Below are 16,949 nucleotides of genomic sequence, written 5' to 3' on the forward strand. Positions count from 1 at the left end.
GACGTGGATGAGCACCGGAACGCTGCCGCCGGACGAGACGCGGTTGGCGGTCGGCGCTTCGATCCAGGACACCCGCGGTGACAAGATCGCGATGGCCTGCATCTATACCGCGCTCGGCCTCTTCTGCCTGGCGATCCTGTACCCGCTGATCTACGTTCTCAGCGCCTCGGTCAGCAACACCAGGAAGGTGTCCGCCGGCGAGGTCTGGCTGTGGCCGGTCGGGTTCACGCTGGATGCCTACAGGGCGATCTTCGACTACAAGGCGATCGTCAGCAGCTTCGGCAACTCGGTGTACTACGCGGTCGCCGGGGCGCTGGTGGCCACGGTCCTCACGTTGCTGGCGGCGTACCCGCTGTCCCGGAAGGGGCTGCCGGGCAAGGGGCTGATCATGGGGGCGTTCGTATTCACCATGATGTTCAACGGCGGCCTGATCCCGACGTACCTGGTGGTCGACCAGCTGGGACTGCTGAACACGCGCTGGGCGATCATCCTGCCGACCGCGATGGCGGTCTGGAACGTGATCATCACCCGGACCTACTTCATGGTCACGATCCCGGAGGAGCTGGTCGAGGCGGGGAAGGTGGACGGCTGTAGCGACTTCAGCTTCTTCTGGCGGGTCGTCCTGCCGCTGAGCAAGCCGATCATCGCGGTGAACCTGCTGTTCTACGCGGTCGGGCAGTGGAACTCGTTCTTCAACGCGCTGATCTACCTGACCAACGAGCACCTGTTCCCGCTGCAGGTGGTGCTGCGCCAGATCCTGATCCAGTCCAAGGTCGACCCGTCCCAGATGCAGGACACCAGCAAACTGCTGCAGATGCAGGAACTGCAGCAGCAGCTGAAGTACTCGCTGATCGTGATCGCGATGATCCCACCGCTGCTGATCTATCCGTTCGTGCAGAAGCACTTCGTCAAGGGGGCCATGGTGGGCTCCTTGAAGGGATGAGCGTATGACGACCTCAACAGAAGCAGAGGCCCGCTCGTCGGTGCGGACGGCGGCGCACAAGCGGACGCGCACGGCGAAGAACGCGGTGGGGCTGGGGCTGCGGATGCGCCGGAACTGGCAGCTGTACGCGATGCTCGCGCTACCGCTGCTCTGGCTGGCGATCTTCGCCTACTGGCCGATGTACGGGGTGATCATCGCCTTCAAGGACTACAACGTGGTGTCCGGGATCTGGGGCAGCCCGTGGGCCGGGATGAAGTACTTCGACCGGTTCGTGGAGTCGTACCAGTTCTGGCGGCTGATCAAGAACACCGTGTACCTGCACGTCTACGAGCTGGTGGCCACGTTCCCGTTGCCGATCATCCTCGCGCTCTGCCTGAACACGGTCCGGAAGAAGTGGTTCAGCCGGTCGACGCAGCTGATCACCTACGCACCGCACTTCATCTCCACGGTGGTCGTGGTGGGTCTGCTCGTCGTACTGACCAGCCCGAACACCGGGGTGACGAACAAGCTGATCGGCCTGTTCGGGTTCGGCCCGGCGAACCTGATGGGCGACTCCGGGATGTTCCGGCACCTCTATGTCTGGTCCGGAGCGTGGCAGACGATGGGGTTCGCCGCGATCATCTACCTCGCCGCGCTGACAAGTGTGCCGCCGGAGCTGCACGAGGCGGCGATCGTGGACGGGGCGTCGCGGTTGCGGCGGATCTGGCACATCGATCTGCCGGCGATCGTGCCGGTGGCGGTGATCCTGCTGATCCTGAACATCGGCTCGATCCTGTCGGTCGGGTTCGAGAAGGTGCTGCTGATGCAGAACAGCCTGAACCTCGATGTGGCCGAAGTGATCGACACCTATGTGTACAAGATCGGTCTGGCGTCTTCGGTGCCGCAGTTCAGCTATGCGACCGCGATCGGTTTGTTCAGATCGATGATCGGCCTGGTGCTGCTGGTATTGGCCAACACCTTCGCTCGCCGCTTCGCGCGGTCCAGCCTTTGGTGATGGCCAGCCTCTGGTGAGCTAGTCGGTCGCCTGGCGGTGGAGTCCCACCGCCAGGGCGGCCGACAGCACCAAGGCGCAGGTGCTGGTCATCGCGACCAGCACCTTCACGCCGGTCAGCCCGGTGGCGATCCCGGCGCCGAGGACGATCCCGGCCGCGACCGCGAGGACGGCCAGTCCGACCCAGATCAGCAGCGCGGCGCGCTTCTCCTGCTGCGCGATCGCGGCGTACACGACCAGTTGCAGTACGGCGTACGCCGAGCCGGAGACCGCGAACAGCCAGGTGTACGGACCGAGTGGTGCGTAGTTCTCCTTGCCACCGATGATCGTGACCACCAGGTCCGGCAGCAGGAGCGTGCCGATGACCGTGCACACGCCGAGCCCCGCGACGGCCATGATCGCCCGGCGCAGCCGCACGGTGTCACCGGGGGAGCTGGCCAGGGACGGGAACACGATCACGATGACGAACTGCGGCAGGAACAGGCACGCCTTCGCCACGATCACCCCGGCCGCGTAGTACCCGCTGTCCGTGCCGTCCAGCAGCGCCCGCGCGAACAGCACATCAGCGTTCGCGATCACGAAGAACGCGAGCAGCGTGTGCGTGCCGTGCACCGTCTCCCGCAACGCCGCCTTGATGTGCTCCGCCGAAGCCCCGGCGGACCCGCGCAGGAGGAAAGCTCCCAGCAGAGCGGGTACGGCGGCGCCGAGAGCGAGACCGATCATCGCCGAGTCAAGCGATGGATGCACGATCAGCGCACCACCGCCGAGCACCAGGCGGCCGACGCCGACGGCGGTGTAGACGGCGGCCAGCTCGGTCCAGCGCTGGCTGCCTTGCAGGACCCCGAGTTGTGAGCCCATCAGGGTCAGACAGCCGAGGGTCGGTGCGAGGAGCAGCACCGCGACTATGGAGTCGATGTGCAGCAGCCACATGAACAAGGGCGTCGCCACCACGCACACTGCGGTGAGGCCGAGCGCCGAACGGTGGCCGGCCTTGAGCATGGCGTCGGACAGTGCCTCGGCGTCCTTGCCGGAGCCGGTGTGGGTGGCGAGCCGGCGGGCGCCGGTCGCCTGCAGGCCGAGTGAGGCGACATTGCCGATCAAGAGCAGGCCGAGCAGCGCGGTGATCGCACCGAACTGCTCCGGGATCAGGCGGTGACTGCTAATCAGGGTGAAACCGTAGGCGGCGACGTTCATGATGGCCATGCCGACGGCAACGACCGTGGCGCTGCGCAGGAACGCGAGGCGGGGTGCCTTGGGCTCTTGCTCCGGAGTGGTGTCAGAACTCATGCTCTACTGCCTCAGGGCATTGGGTGGGGAGGTGGTCATGTCAGAACGTGCGTCAGAACGTGCGCAGCGCGTCCTGCCGTGGTTGTGGCCTGTCCTGCTCACCCTGCTGATCACTGCTCCGCTGCTCGCTCCGGGCTTCGTGGTCGGCTACGACCTGGTGTTCGTGCCGGACCTCACCGTACGACTTGACCTGTTCGGTGTCACAACGGCCATGCCGCGGGCGGTCCCGTCCGACATCCTCGTCGCCCTGGCCGACGAGGTCACTGGCGGCCAGGTCCTGGACAAGCTCGTTCTGGTAGCCATTCCGCTACTGTCCGGCCTCGGCATGACAGCCCTCTGGCGCGAGCTCCGCCTTGGCGGCGCGCTGCCGGGCGCCGCCGCCGCGACGCTCTACCTCTGGAACCCGTTCGTCGCCGAGCGACTGCGGTTGGGTGCGTGGGCGCTCCTCCTCGGGTACGCCGCCCTGCCGTGGCTCGTGCGGTCCGCTGTCAGACTGCGTCGGGGGGAGGGCTGGCCCGGCTTCGTGCTCGCCTCCGCCGGGTGCGCGCTGACGGCCTCAGGTGGAATCACCGGACTGCTGGTCGCAGGGCTGCTCTTGTTGTGGCCACCGCGAGCACCCAAGCTGTGGCCGCTGGGCGCGGCAGTCCTGCTGAACGCGCCGTGGCTGGTGGCAGGCCTCACTCATGGTGGAAGCTCGACCACCGACCCCGCCTCGGTGGCCGCGTTCGCTGCTCGCGACGAGGGCTATGGCGGCACGCTGCCCACTTTGCTCACCTTGGGCGGTGCCTGGAACGCGAATGTTGTCCCCGGCAACCGAGGGGACCTGTTGCCGCTGATCTTCGCCTTCGTCATGTTGCTTGCCTCGGTGGCCGGCGTAGTCCTGTGGTGGCAACGAGATCGCCTGGTCGGTGCCCTGGTCGTAGCTGCCGGCATCGCACTGCTCATTGCGCTCGCTGGAGTTGTCGCGCCCGGTGCGTTCGCCCAAGTCGTCGCGCACGTACCAGGGGCGGGCCTCTTCCGCGACGGCCAGCGCTACCTGCCACCACTGGTCCTGCTCGAGTCCATCGGCTTCGGCGTTGCGATCAGTGCGGTGCTGAAACACGTCCACCTGCAGAAGGTGGTCGGAGTCACCGCGGTGCTGCTGCCGATCGCGGCTCTACCCGCGCTCTCCGGCGGAGCCGGTCTGCACGTGTCGCACTACCCGGCGGAGTGGGAGCAGGCACAGCAGGCGGTCGCCGGCCGCTTCATCCCCTGGCCGTTCGAGTCCTATCGCGCACCGGTGTGGAACGGGCGCCGCCCGGTGCTCGACCCCATGCCGCGGTACTTCGCCCAGCCCTCAGTCGTCCCTGACGAGTTGATCGTGAGCGGCCACCGGTTGGCGGGCGAGGACCCGAGTGCCGCCGCCGTGGCAACCGCGATCCGCGCGGCCATGCGTGACAGGACCGATCCGACACCGGTCTTGCTGCAGCAGGGCGTCGGGTGGGTGGTGGTCGACCGTGAAGCCGGCGGACCAACACCATGGACTCTCATGCGCGGACTCACCGAGGAGTTCTCCGGTCCGACTGTGACGGTCTACCGACTCGCTGGGACCCCTGTCCCGCAACACCATGCGCTCTGGCGGACTGTCGTCGTACTGGCTGCCTGGGCGGCCGCGGGAATGACCTTGATCGCCGCTCTGGTGTCTGTGGTCCGGCGTTGTTACTCTTCGGTTCACTTGACCGGGAGGGGACACGTTTCATGGGATCACTGATCGGTGCGGCCATCGCCGTACTCGCAGGACTAGCGGTGGCTACCACGACGGTTGTCGGGGTGGTTCAGTCGGTGAAGGAGGACCCGGCGCCGCCGCCCGGTCAGACCCAGGGGCAGGCGGACGAGCCGATCGTCGGCTACGGGATGAAGTAGGCGTCAGCAGTCGATCGAAGGCCAGTGCGGCGGCACACCAGGTGAACCTGCCCGCGCTGGCCGACGCTCCCTCCGACAGCCGCTGCCGCAAGGCGTCGTCCTGCAGCAGTTGAGTGATCGCCTCGGCGAACTCAGCAGGGCTGTCCACCAGCACACCCGAGACTCCGTCATGGACGGACTCCTTCGGCCCGCCGGCACTCCGATAGGCCACCGTGGGTACGGCGTGTCCCGCGGCCTCACCGACGACGAGACCCCAACCCTCTTTGAGGCTTGGCAGTGCCAGCACCCAGGCCTCGTCGTACGCCGCGTGCTTGTCGTCCTCGCTGACGTGGCCACGGAACTCGACCGCGTCCCGCAGGCCGCGCTCCTCGACGTACGTGCGGAGTGAGTCCTCCCACCAGCCTGAGCCGACAACTATCAGGCGAGCGTCGGGAACGACCTCGCGTGCCTGTGCGATCGCGTCGACGGCGTGCTCGAGTTGCTTGTGCGGAACGAGGCGGCCGACACACACCACGGTCGGCGCGGATGCCTTCGGTTGCTGGCGTGCCGGCGCCGGATCGGTGCCGTTGTGGATCACCTCGATGTCGGTGACGCCCAGACCGAGGAGCTCGTCGCGTGACGCCGATGACACAGTCACGTAAGGACAATCGGCGTACAGGCGTGGTGCGACGCGGGACTCCAGCCACCATCCGAGCCGGCCACGCCAGCCCGGGTACACCACCTGCCACTGCTCCTGGTGCACGTGATGCACGAGGACGACGACGGTACGACGTACGAGACGGGTAAAGAATGGGAGTCCGTTCTGCACGTCGACAACGCGGTCCGGCCGATGCACCAAGGTGTGCAGGAGGCCGCGTAGGTACACCGTGACCTTGGTCCCTCGGTATACGTACCGGACGTCGTGCCGACGCGCTTCGCGTGGGCTCCCCGGGTACGCCGCGCAGAGCACGGTCACCGACCAGCCCAATGCCGCAAGGCCTCTCGCCACCTCCTCCACATAGCGCTCCGAGCCTCCACCCTCCGGGTTCGTCGTGTCCCGCCAATTCAGCAACAGCACGCTCTGCGCACGCACCTGGTCAGCCCCACCCCTCTGGTCACCTCCCCCGAGGTAATGGCCGGGGACGTTACCAAGGAGTAACGATGTCCGCCAGACCTCGCGAGATCCGTTAATGTCCCGCCTGTGCAGGTGATGACGAACACCACGGACAACCGGGAGTGGACGGCCGATCTCGGGCGTGCGATCCGGCTGTTCCGGGCGTTCGGTGTCGAGCAGGCGGACCCGGATCGCTTCTACCAAACGCTTGCTGCAGACTCGGTCGGCCAACTGCGTCAGTACGCCGATCTCCGCGGTGCACGGATGCTCGACGTCGGTGGCGGACCCGGGTACTTCGCCGACGCGTTCCGCCAGGCCGGAGCGACGTACTACGCGATCGATTCCGACCTCGGTGAGCTGAGCGGCCGCGGTGAACCCACACCGGGCACTGTGCTCGGCAGCGGAATGGCTCTGCCGGTTGCAGACGCCACAGTCGACATCTGCTTCTCGTCCAACGTGCTGGAGCACGTGCCCGACCCGTGGCTGATGGCTGACGAGTTGGTTCGCGTCACCCGGCCAGGTGGGACGGTCTTCCTGTCGTACACCGGCTGGTGGGGACCGCATGGCGGTCACGAGACGGCGCCTTGGCACTACCTCGGCGGACACCGCGCCGCCAGTCGGTACGAGCGCCGCCGGGGGCATCCGCCGAAGAACAGGTTCGGTGAGTCGCTGTTCCCGATCACAGTGGCCGGGGGACTGCGGTGGGCACACGCTTGCCGGGAAGCGGACCTCGTCGCGGCGGTGCCGAGGTATCACCCGCGCTGGGCGTACGGCGTACTCGCGGTGCCCGCGCTGCGGGAGGTCGTGACCTGGAACCTCGTCCTGGTGCTCCGGCGTCGATGAGGAGACTGAAGGCCGGCAGTTCGGAGCAGGTGGTCTGGCGAGCGAGGCTCGTGCTGGGCTGCCTGTTCCTGATCGCCCTGTGCTTCCACCAGGCGCCCGGCAAGATCGTGCCCGACACCAAGCTCGACCTCACCGCCGCGCCAGGTGGCTTCCTCGCTCGCGCACTGCACCTGTGGGATCCACTGGGTGCGTTCGGTCAACTGCAGAACCAGGCCTACGGCTATCTGCTGCCCATGGGCCCGTTCCACTGGCTTCTGGATTCGCTGTCGGTGCCGGACTGGATCACGCAACGCCTGTGGTGGTCTCTGGTTCTCTGTGTCGCCTTCCTCGGTGTCTGGAAGCTCTGCAATGCCTTGCAGTACGGCGTCCCCTGGACGCGCTTCGCCGTCGCGCTCTTCTACGCCTTGAGTCCGCGGATGCTCGGCGAACTGTCGATCACGTCGGTCGAGGTCTGGCCGATCGCGATGGCTCCGTGGGTACTGCTGCCACTCGTCACCCCGCGCGCCCGCTCCGGTTGGTGGCGGGTCGGTTGGTCGGCCGTGGCGTTCGCACTGGTCGGGGGAGTCAACGCGGTCGCGACCGGTGCGACGCTCGTACTGCCTGCGATCTGGCTGATCACTCGGCGACTGGACCGGTCGACGGTGAAGGTGGCGGTCGGCTGGTTGGGCTGTGTGGTCGCGGTGTCGACCTGGTGGCTCGTGCCACTGCTGCTGCTCGGCCGGTACAGCCCGCCGTTCCTCGACTGGATCGAGGACGCGGCAGTGACCACCGGTACGGCAAGTGTGTTCGAGTCCTTCCGTGGTACGTCGCAGTGGCTCAACTTCCTGTCCGGCGGCGACGGACCGAGCTGGCCGGCGGGTTGGCTCTACGTCACGCAGCCGACGCTGATTCTGATCACCGCAGTGATCGCTCTGCTCGGCCTTGCAGGCTTGGCGATGGGCTCGCTCAAGAACCGCGGCTTCCTGCAGCTGTCGCTCGTGGCGGGCCTCTTGCTGGTGACCCTGGGCCACGCGGGTGCGGCCGGCTCACCACTGGCGCCGCAGTTGCACGACCTGCTCGACGGACCGCTGGCAGCACTGCGCAACACGCACAAGTTCGAGCTGGTCGTGCGTCTGCCGCTCACTCTGGCTGCGGCGCATTCGCTGAGCCGGCTCGCGGAGTGGTCCGTGGCGCGAGGGATCCACCGTCGGGTTGTCCCGGTCCTGGTCGCCTGCCTCGTCGTCTCGGTGACGACGCCGGCCATCTTCGGTCAGCTGCCCAGACATGAGTCGTATGACGCCATCCCCGCACACTGGCGGGAGGCCGCTACCTGGCTCGACAACCAGTCCGCACCGGGCAGCGTGCTGGTCGTCCCGGCCGCATCATTCGCGGACTTCACCTGGGGTTCGACCAAGGACGAGCCGTTCCAGGCCCTGCTGAAACGCCCCATGGCCGTGCGAGACGCCGTACCGCTGGGGTCTGCCGGGACGACGCGGTGGCTGGACGAGGTGGAACGCCGGCTCGGATCCGGCGTCGGCGACCAGACACTGCGACAGGCGCTCACACGTGCGGGAGTCAGGTACGTCGTCGTACGCAACGACCTCAGGTACGACGCACAGGTAACGCCGACGTTGGCGGTGCACGAGAGCCTGGCGGAGTCCGGGATCAAGCGAGTGGCGCACTTCGGCCCAGCCACCGGCAGCACCATCGAGCAGCCCGATGCGACGCTCGACGGGCACACGCGACTGCCCTACCCGAGCGTGGAGATCTACGACGTCGGTAGCACCAGCGCCGGCCGGCTGGTTCCGCAGTCGCGGCTCATGGAAGTCCGTGGCGCGGCTGAGGACGTACCGGCCGCACTGACGGCACTCGGCGGCGACCGTGACGCGATCACCAGCACCGACGCCGCGGGCCGGCTCGACGGGCTGCCGCTGGTCCAGACCGACGGCATGCAACGCCGTGAGGTGTCGGTCGGTCGCCCGGCGGAGAACTACTCGCCGGTGCTCACCGAAACCGAACAAGGTCGCCAGCATCGCCGCACCCTCGGGTACGACGTCGACGCCAAGGCTCCGAGTACGACGCGGACGTGGGGTGGCGGCGTCGTCGACGTACGGGCGTCTTCGTCCGCGGCGGATGCGGATGCCACGTTGCGGACCGGACCGGGCAACGGACCGTTCGCCGCGGTGGACGGCGATCCGTCCAGTCGCTGGGTCTCGGGAACGTTCGGCCGGAGCAGTGGTGAATGGCTGGAGCTGACGTTCGCGTCGCCGCGCACGGTCGACGGGCTGAAGGTCCAGTTCTCGCTGGCACCGCCGACCACCGAAGCGGTCCGGACACTGCAGGTCGATACGGACGCCGGGTCGATGACCTCGGTGCTCTCCGGATCAGCCGATCCGGAGAGCATCCCGACTCCACCGGGCAAGACGCAGCGGCTGCGGCTCAGTGTCGGAGTGACCGACGGCAGGAACCCGAACGGGGTGTCGATCGCCGAGGTGACCCTGCCGGGTATGGCTGCCGTCAGCAGGCTCAGCGTGCCCGACACTGACCGGCAACCGAGCGCACTGGTGTTCAGGAACCAGCAGATCGGGCGGTCTGCCTGCCTCCACGTCGACACCCGGCCGCTGTGCCGGCAGAGCGACGCCAAGGACTCGGAGGAGCCGACCGGGCTCTTGCGCAGTGTGGAGCTCCCCAAGGCGGCGTCGTACCGGCTGCAGGGGACCGCACTGCCCAAGGACGGCGCGACTCTCGAGGGCATGCTCGTCGTACCGGGGGCCATCACCGCCTCCGCCTCGTCCCGGGCCGTCACGGCTCCGGAGGGGCGGCCGGGTGCAGCCGTCGACCGCGATCTCGGCACCGGCTGGGTGGCGGATCCCAGCGACCCGGCGCCGAGCCTGACCTTGAGGTTGCCCAGGGCACGGGAGTTGAGCGGGCTGCAGTTCCTCACCGATCCGTACCTGACCGCGTCTCACCCGGCCGAGGTGCTGCTGCGCTTCGACGGCAGTCCACCGACGCGGAGCACGGTGGATCCCGAGGGCTACGTGCGGTTCGGCGCGCGGAAGGCGCGGACGGTCGAGGTGGACTTCGCCGGGACCAGACCGATGGTCGACTTCGACTCAGCGACCGGGTACGCGCGGACCGCACCGGTCGGCGTGGCCGAGGTCCGGGTGCTCGGTGCCGACGATCTGCGCGAGGCACTCGACCTGAACGGCCAGACCGGGGCGTACTGCGGCTATGGCCCAGGTGTCCGCGTCGACGGCGTACCGGCGGATACGCAGGTGAAGGCGACCGTGCGGGACCTGCTGCAGCGGCGGCCGGTCACCTTCACCACGTGCGGGAAGGACTCCGTGGTGCCACTGCAGGCAGGACGCCACAACGTGGACGTCCTGGCCGGGGGCGGCTTCGTACCGACCGAGACGACGCTGACCAAGGCAGGGTTCGGCGACGTGTCCACCACGCCGGTGCAGAGCGTGGACGTGTGGCGTCCCAACCCGGCAGAGCTGACCGCCGAGGTGCCGGCCGCGAACGAGCAGTCGGTGCTGACCGTCGCCCAGAACTTCAACGAGGGCTGGGAAGCGTACGACGGCAGTGGCCACAAGCTGACCCCGATCCGCGTCGAGGGCTGGCAGCAGGGCTGGGTGCTGCCGGCAGGTCCCGAGCAGGTGGTCACCGCTCGCTTCATGCCGGACCGGACGTACCGGGCCGGCCTGTTGGTCGGCTTGCTCGGTCTGTTGACAGTCATCGGCATGGCGGTGTTCGTCCGGCGACGCAGGTCGAGACACTCGGGACATGGGCTGCGAGAAGGTCGCAGCATCGGACCATGGCTCGCTCTGGGCATCGGTCTGGCCGCGGGGTGGTTCATGTCCGGCTGGATCGGGCTGGGTGCGGTCGCGGTGGCCGCAGTCTGCTCGTGGTTCTTGTCCAGATGGGTGCTGCTCGTGGTGGTCGTCGCTGCGGTGATGCTCGGGACTCTGGTGGCGGTGGTTCAGCCCTGGCCGGATGAGGGAGCAGGTGTGACCTCGGGAGTCGTCCAGGCGTCGATCTTGTTCGGCTGCGCGCTCGCACTGCTGTCTTCCGGTGAGACGTCGTACGACTTGTCCCGCCTGCCAAGGCGCATGATGGGCCGCTCCATCCCGTAGTAGCTCGCGGCGGCGACGGCGGCCGACAGGACGAGCGTGGTGAAGAACAGTACGGCGAACTTCCCGCTGAAGAGCTCGTAGCCGCTGATCTGCTCGATCAGGCTCAGCACGATCAGGTGGTACGCGAAAACGCCGTACGAGATGTCGCCGGCGACATGACCGACCCTGCCACCTAGGACCCGTGCCGTGCGCGCAGTCGGTGTCACGGCCGGGAAGAGTACGCACGCGGCGACGCCGGTGTAGAGGAGGCTCTTCATGAACGCCTGACCGGCCGTGGACGTGGTCAGGTTGTACGGCCCGGCCACCGGAGTCGCGGCGATCAAGAGCAGCGCCACGGCGATTCCCCAGACGGTCCCAGGGATCTTGGTGAGCGTGTCCAGGGTGGACGGCCCGAGGCGGCCGCTGGTGCGGGCGACCTGCCACAGTGCGAACCCCATGCCGACCGCGAACCAGCCGAGGTAGCCAGGCAACCAGAGGCCTGCCTGCGGATGACCGGTCGCGTTCACTACAGCCATCCACACCGGTCCGAGGACAGTCAGCACACCGAGGACGACGAGTCGCCAGCGCACACTGCGTCGGGTGGGACGCTCGTACCCGGTCAGAAGCTTCGCCAACGCGGGCAGGAGAAGGTAGAACGCGACCTCGGTGGCCAGACTCCACAGCTGGGTGAGCCCGTCCGCCGCGATCCCGTCGAAGTAGATCTGGGTGAGTGTCGCGTGCTGGAGGTACGTCGCCCAGCTCACGCCGTCCTTGTGCGGTACGAGCAGAGCGGCGAGCACTATGGCGACCCAGAGCGCCGGCAGGATCCGGAGGGCCCGATTGCGTACGTAGGGCAAGGTGAGCGGGGGCAGTGTGCCTTCGAACCACGCCACGGCGTGTGGCCTGTAGAGCAGGAACCCGGAGATCGCGAAGAAGATCGCCACCCCGACGTCCAGCCTCGACAGCACCCCGGCGAACGGCCCGCTCAGCGACGCGCCGGTGTGGAACCCGACATGCGTGGTGAGCACCGCAAGCGCACCGATGGCCCGGAGCCCGTCCAGCGCCGGGAATCTGGTCCTCATCTAGGCAATCCGATCTCGAGGTTCTGCACGCACAGGTTCGTTGCGGGATCGGAGGAGCGTAGCCGGACCTCCGTGGCTTTGATCCGCCGCGACGGACCGAAGTACATGTTCCCGAGTCCCGCGGGCCACTTCGCCGACGGCAGCGCAGCAACGTTGCCGTCGCCGTCCACCAGTTCGATCGACACGCTGTTCTCCCGGTTGGAGAAGTAGGCGGCTTTGACGAACCAGTCCGCGGTGGCGACCTCGTTCTGCGTCGGGGCCAGCGGAATGCTGAGTGTTTCGGTGCCGTGCATGAGGTGGTTGCAGAACGAGTCCGGCTCCTTGGCGGGCTCGCTGCGCGACCACACCGCCAGCTGGGAGGGACGCAGGTGTCCGGTGTCGTCGACGATCAGTGGCTCACTGCTCGGAGACTGCAACTGGAACGGGATCCCAGCCATCCTCAGCACCGGTGACAGCCGGGGGTCGGACATCAGAGCTGTTCCGATGGTCGGCGGCAAGTTGGTGTCCCAGAGATTCACGTTCGGGCCGGCCCGATCCAGCTCCGTGGTGACGGTGGCGAAGTACCCTTTTGCCGGGTTCTTGCCCCACTCCCGGGCGAATCCGGCGTCCGACACGACCACGCCGACGACCAAACAGGCCACGGGTACGACGACCAGCCGCAACCGGACCGTACTCAGCGACAGCACCACGGCCAACGTGAGCGGGATCGAGAGATCGGACCAATAGTGGTAGTGCACGGTGAAGACCGACCCGAACACCCGGAAGCGTCCGTAGGACACCAAGAACACCGTGACCAGGACATAGGCGGCGACCGAGGCCCACAGCAGCAGGGCGCGCCGGTCCCGTCGCCAGGCGGTCGTCAGAACCACAGCGGCGACGAGCGCGCCGATCACGAAGGCCGCGACGGGAGGTGCGGCGAGGCTCATCGACTGCCCGGTGCCGGCCCAGGTCCAGGGACCGCCGGTCAGGGCGGACAGTGGGACACCGAAGCCTCGAGCGAGGAGCTCGAGCAGCTGGCGCGGCCCGGGCAGCTGACCGGTTGACGGGTTGCCCTGGGTCAGGTAGAGGATGCCAAAGGCAACGATCGGGGCAGTGAGGGCGGCGGCGAAGGGCCAGGTGCGGCGGAGCCAGGGGCGGATCGGCTCGGTGCGGAGATAGAGCGCCAGGGCGACGGCCGTGAACAGCATCAGGCCTGACTTCTCCCAGCAGGCCAGGGTGATCAGGAGCGATAGGGGGCCGTAGGCAATGGCTCGCCGGCGGTGGTCGTCGTACCAGTCGATGGTTGCGTGCAGCAACAGCAAGCCGAAGACGTGGGCGGAGAGGTTGTTGACGCCACTCGACAGTGACATGAACGACGGCATGCTGAGCGGCGTGAGGGCGTAGAAGAGCGTGCCGGCGACGACCCACCAGCTCGAGCCGAGGATGCGGATCAGCAGCAGGCCCATCAGGACGATCGCGATCGCCTGCATCACCACCCGCCAGCCGACGGTGAAGTCGTGGTCGAGCGGCGCGACCGTGGCGAAGACCGCGTAGAAGAACCGCAGGCCCGGCGCGATGTGGTCGTTGACCGGCGTGAGCAGTTCGGCCGGCGCGAAGCCGCGACCGCCCTGGACCAGGAAGTCGAGGTCGTCGCTCAGCCACGAGCCCCGGCGCGCGAGCACTCCGAGCACGGCCGACTGCAGCACCGCGATCGCCACGACGACGCCGCGGAGAGCCGATGTCTGCGGTGCCGTCGGCAGTGTCCGGATCCCCCTCATGCGGCGCGACTATATGACAGTTCGAAATTCCCTCGCGCATCGTCTGTTCAAGGTGGCTACCCGCTGGTAGCGTCCCGCGAACAGACCAGGAGGGGATGCAGTGGGGACTCGTAGTCGAGCGGCGTTGATCGGGCTCGGGGTGTTCTTCGTCGGCGTTGCGGCGCTGGCCAGGTTCTATGCGTATCCGACGCTGGCGGTGGCGCCCGCGGACCAGATCGCGCACACGGTGTCGGCCGGGCCGGACGCCACTATCTTCAGCGTCGCGGACCTGAAGGAGAAGAAGGGTGTCGAGCTGGAAGCACGGCGGACCGTCCGTGGTGACGTGGCCGCCGCCGACAAGATCAGCAAGGCGCTGAACCGCAAGGTGGTCGTGTTCGACACCGCGGTGGTGACGGACGACTCGAAGAACTATCAGTTCCCCGACGACGCGTCGCTGACCGGCCTGATGCCGCTGAGCTTCGTCCAGGAGCGGGTCGTGCTGGACGCGCACACGGGTGAGGCGGTGCGCTGGAACCCGTCCGGTGACGACAACAGCGGCGAGTACATCGCCACCACGCTGGAGAAGGCGGACCGGCTCAAGCCCGACCCGAAGAGCGCGTTGTTCAAGGGACATGAGGGTCTGGTGCTGAAGTTCCCGTTCGGCACCGAGAAGAAGACGTACCAGTTCTGGGACACCACGCTGCGCAAGGCGTTCCCGATCACGTACAAGGAAACGACCAAGCTGGACGGCCTCAAGGTCTACGTCTTCGAGCAGGACATCCCGAAGCAAGAGGTGCCGCTGGCGAAGCCGCTCGAGGTGCCGGGGAGCCTGGTCGACCAGCTCGGCCAGGATTCCGTCGAGGTGCAGCGGACGTACAAGAACACCCGGACGCTGTGGGTCGAGCCGGTCACCGGCGCGATCATCAAGGGTCGTGAGCAGCAGCTCGCCACCATCGCGTACGACGGCGAGGACAAGCTGACCGCCACCAAGGTCACGATCGCGTACGACGACGCGACCGTGAAGAAGAACGTCAAGGGCGCGGTCGAGAACGGTCACGACGAAGGCGGCTACCAGTCGAAGGCGACCCAGCTGCACCTCATCGGCTTCTGGGTGCCGTTGCTCTCGCTGATCCTCGGACTGCTCCTGCTGGGCTTCGTGGCCGTGCGGTCAGGCCTTCCGGGCCGACCAGATGGCGGTGCCGGGGACTAGCCGGCCGCGGTCCGGTCCCCAGCCGCCCCAGACCAGCTCGTGCCCGGCCGGCCAGTCGGGCTCGAGCAGGTCGTCGATGACGAAGCCGGCGCTGGTGAGTGCGCGAATCCAGTCGCCGGTGGTGCGGTGGTGCTCGGCGTAGACCGGCGTACCGGCGTCGTCGACCTCCACGTACGGCGTGCGGTCGAAGTAGGAATGGGTGATCCGCAGACCGGCCGGGCTGGGGTCGTCCGGCATGGTCCAGCGGAACGGGTGCGTCACCGAGAACACGAGCAGCCCGCCCGGCTTGAGCGCTCGGCCGATCTCGCGGAGCGCGGTCTCGGCGTCGGCCACGAAAGGCAGTGCGCCGAACGCCGAGCAAACGATGTCGAACGTGCTGCTCTTGTAGGGCAGCGCGACGGTATCGGCCGCGACCGTGCGTACCGCCGTGCCGGTCCGCGCGTCGAGTTGGCGCGCGATGCGCAGCTGCTCGACGGAGATGTCGAAGGCGACGACGTTCGCACCTTGCCCGGCCAACCAGCGTGAACACTGCGCGGCGCCGCACCCGACCTCGAGGATGCGCTTGCCCCGGACCGGACCGAGCAGCTGGGCCGATTCCTCGTCGACACCTTCGGGACACCAGATGAAGCGGTCGTCACCGAGGAAGTCACCATGTTCGGCCAGATACTCGCCGGCCGCCGCGTTCCAGTAGGCCCGGCTGGCCCGCGAAGTCTCCGCCTCGGTCAACTCCACCCGCACCGGCCCAGTCACAGAGGAAACTCTAGTGTTCAGCGGTATGAGTGATTTCGCGGCCAGCGCTGTCCCGCTGACGGGCGGGTACGGCGGTCAGACGTATGCGGTCAGCGCCGGCGGCGAGGACGCCGTACTGAAGTTGTATGTGAAGGACCCCGGGCGGGCGGCGATCGACGCGGCGCTGCTGCAGTTGGTCCGCGGCCTACTGCCGGTGCCGCGGGTGCTGGAGGCGAAGCGTGAAGGATCCGTCGAGGACCCGCCCTATCTGCTGACCGAGCGGCTGCCTGGGGTGAACCTGCAGGTCTACTTGGAGACGGCGGGGGAGGACGAGCGCCGGACGGTCGGGGAGCAGTTGGGGGAGCTCCTGGTGCGGTTGAGCGGGATGCCGTTCCTGACCTTCGGGCTGTTCCGGGACGGCGAACTGGCGATCGAGCCGTTCGGGTCGGGCGATCTGGAGCAGTACGTCGAGGGTCTCGACCTCGGGTTCAGCCCGGAGCAGGCGGAGAACTTCGCCGGCGTGATCGCTGCGGCCGAGGACGTGCTGGCCGAGGGGGTCGACCGGGTCTGCCTGGTGCACAGCGACTTCAATCCGAAGAACCTGCTGGTGGACCCGGCGACCGCGCGGATCACCGGGCTGATCGACTGGGAGTTCGCTCACGCGGGATCGCCGTACACGGATCTGGGAAACCTTTTCCGCTTTTGCGTCGATCCGGTGCTCGCGGGGGCGGTGCTGAGCGTGCTCCGGGGGAGCGGGCTCGGGCTGGGGGAGCCGCTCGTGGACCTGGGCCGCGCGGCCGATCTCTGGGCGCTGCTGGACCTGGCCGCCCGCTCCACCGAGCACGAGATCGCAGCCGCCGCCCACGCTCAGGTTGCTCGGATGGCGGACACGGCTACCCTCTCTGGAGGACGACCCGCCCTTGGGGGTGTGTGCTGACCCCGTCCGTGCTGCGCGGCACTCGGCACGGCACCTCGCCGCACTGGCGCAAAGGCCACGATGCTCCGCATCGAGACCTTCGCTCCAGCACGCCGATGCACC

12 protein-coding genes and 1 pseudogene are annotated in these 16,949 nt (G+C 67.8%); 8 read left to right on the top strand and 5 right to left on the bottom strand.

The genetic code is table 11. The features are described from left to right. The first annotated feature begins 7 nt into the window (after window positions 1-7). Together AB0E63_RS35965 and AB0E63_RS35970 are read left to right on the top strand one after the other, a co-directional pair. Window positions 8-943, top strand: a complete 936-nt coding sequence (locus tag AB0E63_RS35965; RefSeq protein WP_360376100.1) for a carbohydrate ABC transporter permease — start codon at window positions 8-10, stop codon at window positions 941-943. Window positions 944-947: 4 nt separating this feature from the next. Next, complete coding sequence (locus AB0E63_RS35970) at window positions 948-1,937, top strand: ABC transporter permease subunit (protein ID WP_360376103.1); 990 nt, start codon at window positions 948-950, stop codon at window positions 1,935-1,937. An 18-nt stretch (window positions 1,938-1,955) separates the two neighbouring features. On the opposite strand, the gene AB0E63_RS35975 is transcribed toward AB0E63_RS35970, so the two are convergent. Continuing rightward, a complete protein-coding gene (locus tag AB0E63_RS35975; RefSeq protein WP_360376106.1) occupies window positions 1,956-3,221 on the bottom strand; it encodes a polysaccharide biosynthesis protein in 1,266 nt (421 codons plus the stop codon). A gap of 37 nt (window positions 3,222-3,258) precedes the next feature. Between AB0E63_RS35975 and AB0E63_RS35980 the strand changes: the two genes are divergently transcribed. Together AB0E63_RS35980 and AB0E63_RS35985 are read left to right on the top strand one after the other, a co-directional pair. Beyond that, complete coding sequence (locus tag AB0E63_RS35980; protein WP_360376109.1) at window positions 3,259-4,971, top strand: hypothetical protein; 1,713 nt, start codon at window positions 3,259-3,261, stop codon at window positions 4,969-4,971. Continuing rightward, window positions 4,863-5,123 carry a DUF2613 family protein gene (locus AB0E63_RS35985; protein WP_360376135.1) on the top strand — a complete coding sequence of 87 codons (261 nt, stop codon included), beginning with the start codon at window positions 4,863-4,865 and terminating at the stop codon, window positions 5,121-5,123. Before AB0E63_RS35980 ends, AB0E63_RS35985 begins: the two co-directional genes overlap by 109 nt. Here AB0E63_RS35985 and AB0E63_RS35990 read toward each other — a convergent pair. Continuing rightward, on the bottom strand, window positions 5,011-6,195 hold the full coding sequence (locus AB0E63_RS35990) for a glycosyltransferase family 4 protein (protein WP_360376112.1): 1,185 nt from the start codon (window positions 6,193-6,195) through the stop codon (window positions 5,011-5,013). The two genes, AB0E63_RS35985 and AB0E63_RS35990, sit on opposite strands and share 113 nt — an antisense overlap. Before the next feature lie 117 nt (window positions 6,196-6,312). Here AB0E63_RS35990 and AB0E63_RS35995 point away from each other — a divergent pair, with 117 nt between their 5' ends. Beyond that, complete coding sequence (locus AB0E63_RS35995; protein ID WP_360376115.1) at window positions 6,313-7,059, top strand: class I SAM-dependent methyltransferase; 747 nt, start codon at window positions 6,313-6,315, stop codon at window positions 7,057-7,059. After that, window positions 7,056-9,065 (top strand): annotated as a pseudogene (locus tag AB0E63_RS36000) (DUF3367 domain-containing protein); the annotation flags it as partial. The gene AB0E63_RS35995 and the pseudogene AB0E63_RS36000, both read left to right, overlap by 4 nt. Before the next feature lie 1,955 nt (window positions 9,066-11,020). On the opposite strand, the gene AB0E63_RS36005 reads toward AB0E63_RS36000, so the two are convergent. Together AB0E63_RS36005 and AB0E63_RS36010 are read right to left on the bottom strand one after the other, a co-directional pair. Then, a complete protein-coding gene (locus tag AB0E63_RS36005) occupies window positions 11,021-12,235 on the bottom strand; it encodes an acyltransferase (RefSeq protein WP_360376118.1) in 1,215 nt (404 codons plus the stop codon). Then, window positions 12,232-13,992 (bottom strand): hypothetical protein, encoded by a 1,761-nt coding sequence (locus tag AB0E63_RS36010; RefSeq protein ID WP_360376121.1) that lies wholly within the window; start codon window positions 13,990-13,992, stop codon window positions 12,232-12,234. Before AB0E63_RS36010 ends, AB0E63_RS36005 begins: the two co-directional genes overlap by 4 nt. Window positions 13,993-14,092: 100 nt before the next feature. Here AB0E63_RS36010 and AB0E63_RS36015 point away from each other — a divergent pair, with 100 nt between their 5' ends. Further along, on the top strand, window positions 14,093-15,181 hold the full coding sequence (locus AB0E63_RS36015; RefSeq protein WP_360376124.1) for a DUF3068 domain-containing protein: 1,089 nt from the start codon (window positions 14,093-14,095) through the stop codon (window positions 15,179-15,181). Here the strand turns inward: AB0E63_RS36015 and AB0E63_RS36020 are convergent. After that, the gene (locus AB0E63_RS36020; protein ID WP_360376127.1) at window positions 15,140-15,931 is read right to left on the bottom strand and encodes a class I SAM-dependent methyltransferase; all 792 of its coding nucleotides are present in this window, start codon (window positions 15,929-15,931) and stop codon (window positions 15,140-15,142) included. The genes AB0E63_RS36015 and AB0E63_RS36020 overlap by 42 nt on opposite strands. Before the next feature lie 25 nt (window positions 15,932-15,956). On the opposite strand from AB0E63_RS36020, the gene AB0E63_RS36025 reads away from it, so the two are divergent. Then, on the top strand, window positions 15,957-16,847 hold the full coding sequence (locus AB0E63_RS36025) for a phosphotransferase (protein ID WP_360376130.1): 891 nt from the start codon (window positions 15,957-15,959) through the stop codon (window positions 16,845-16,847). Window positions 16,848-16,949: the final 102 nt, after the last annotated feature.

The sequence above is a fragment of the Kribbella sp. NPDC026596 genome (assembly GCF_040638415.1).
GTDB lineage: Bacteria > Actinomycetota > Actinomycetes > Propionibacteriales > Kribbellaceae > Kribbella.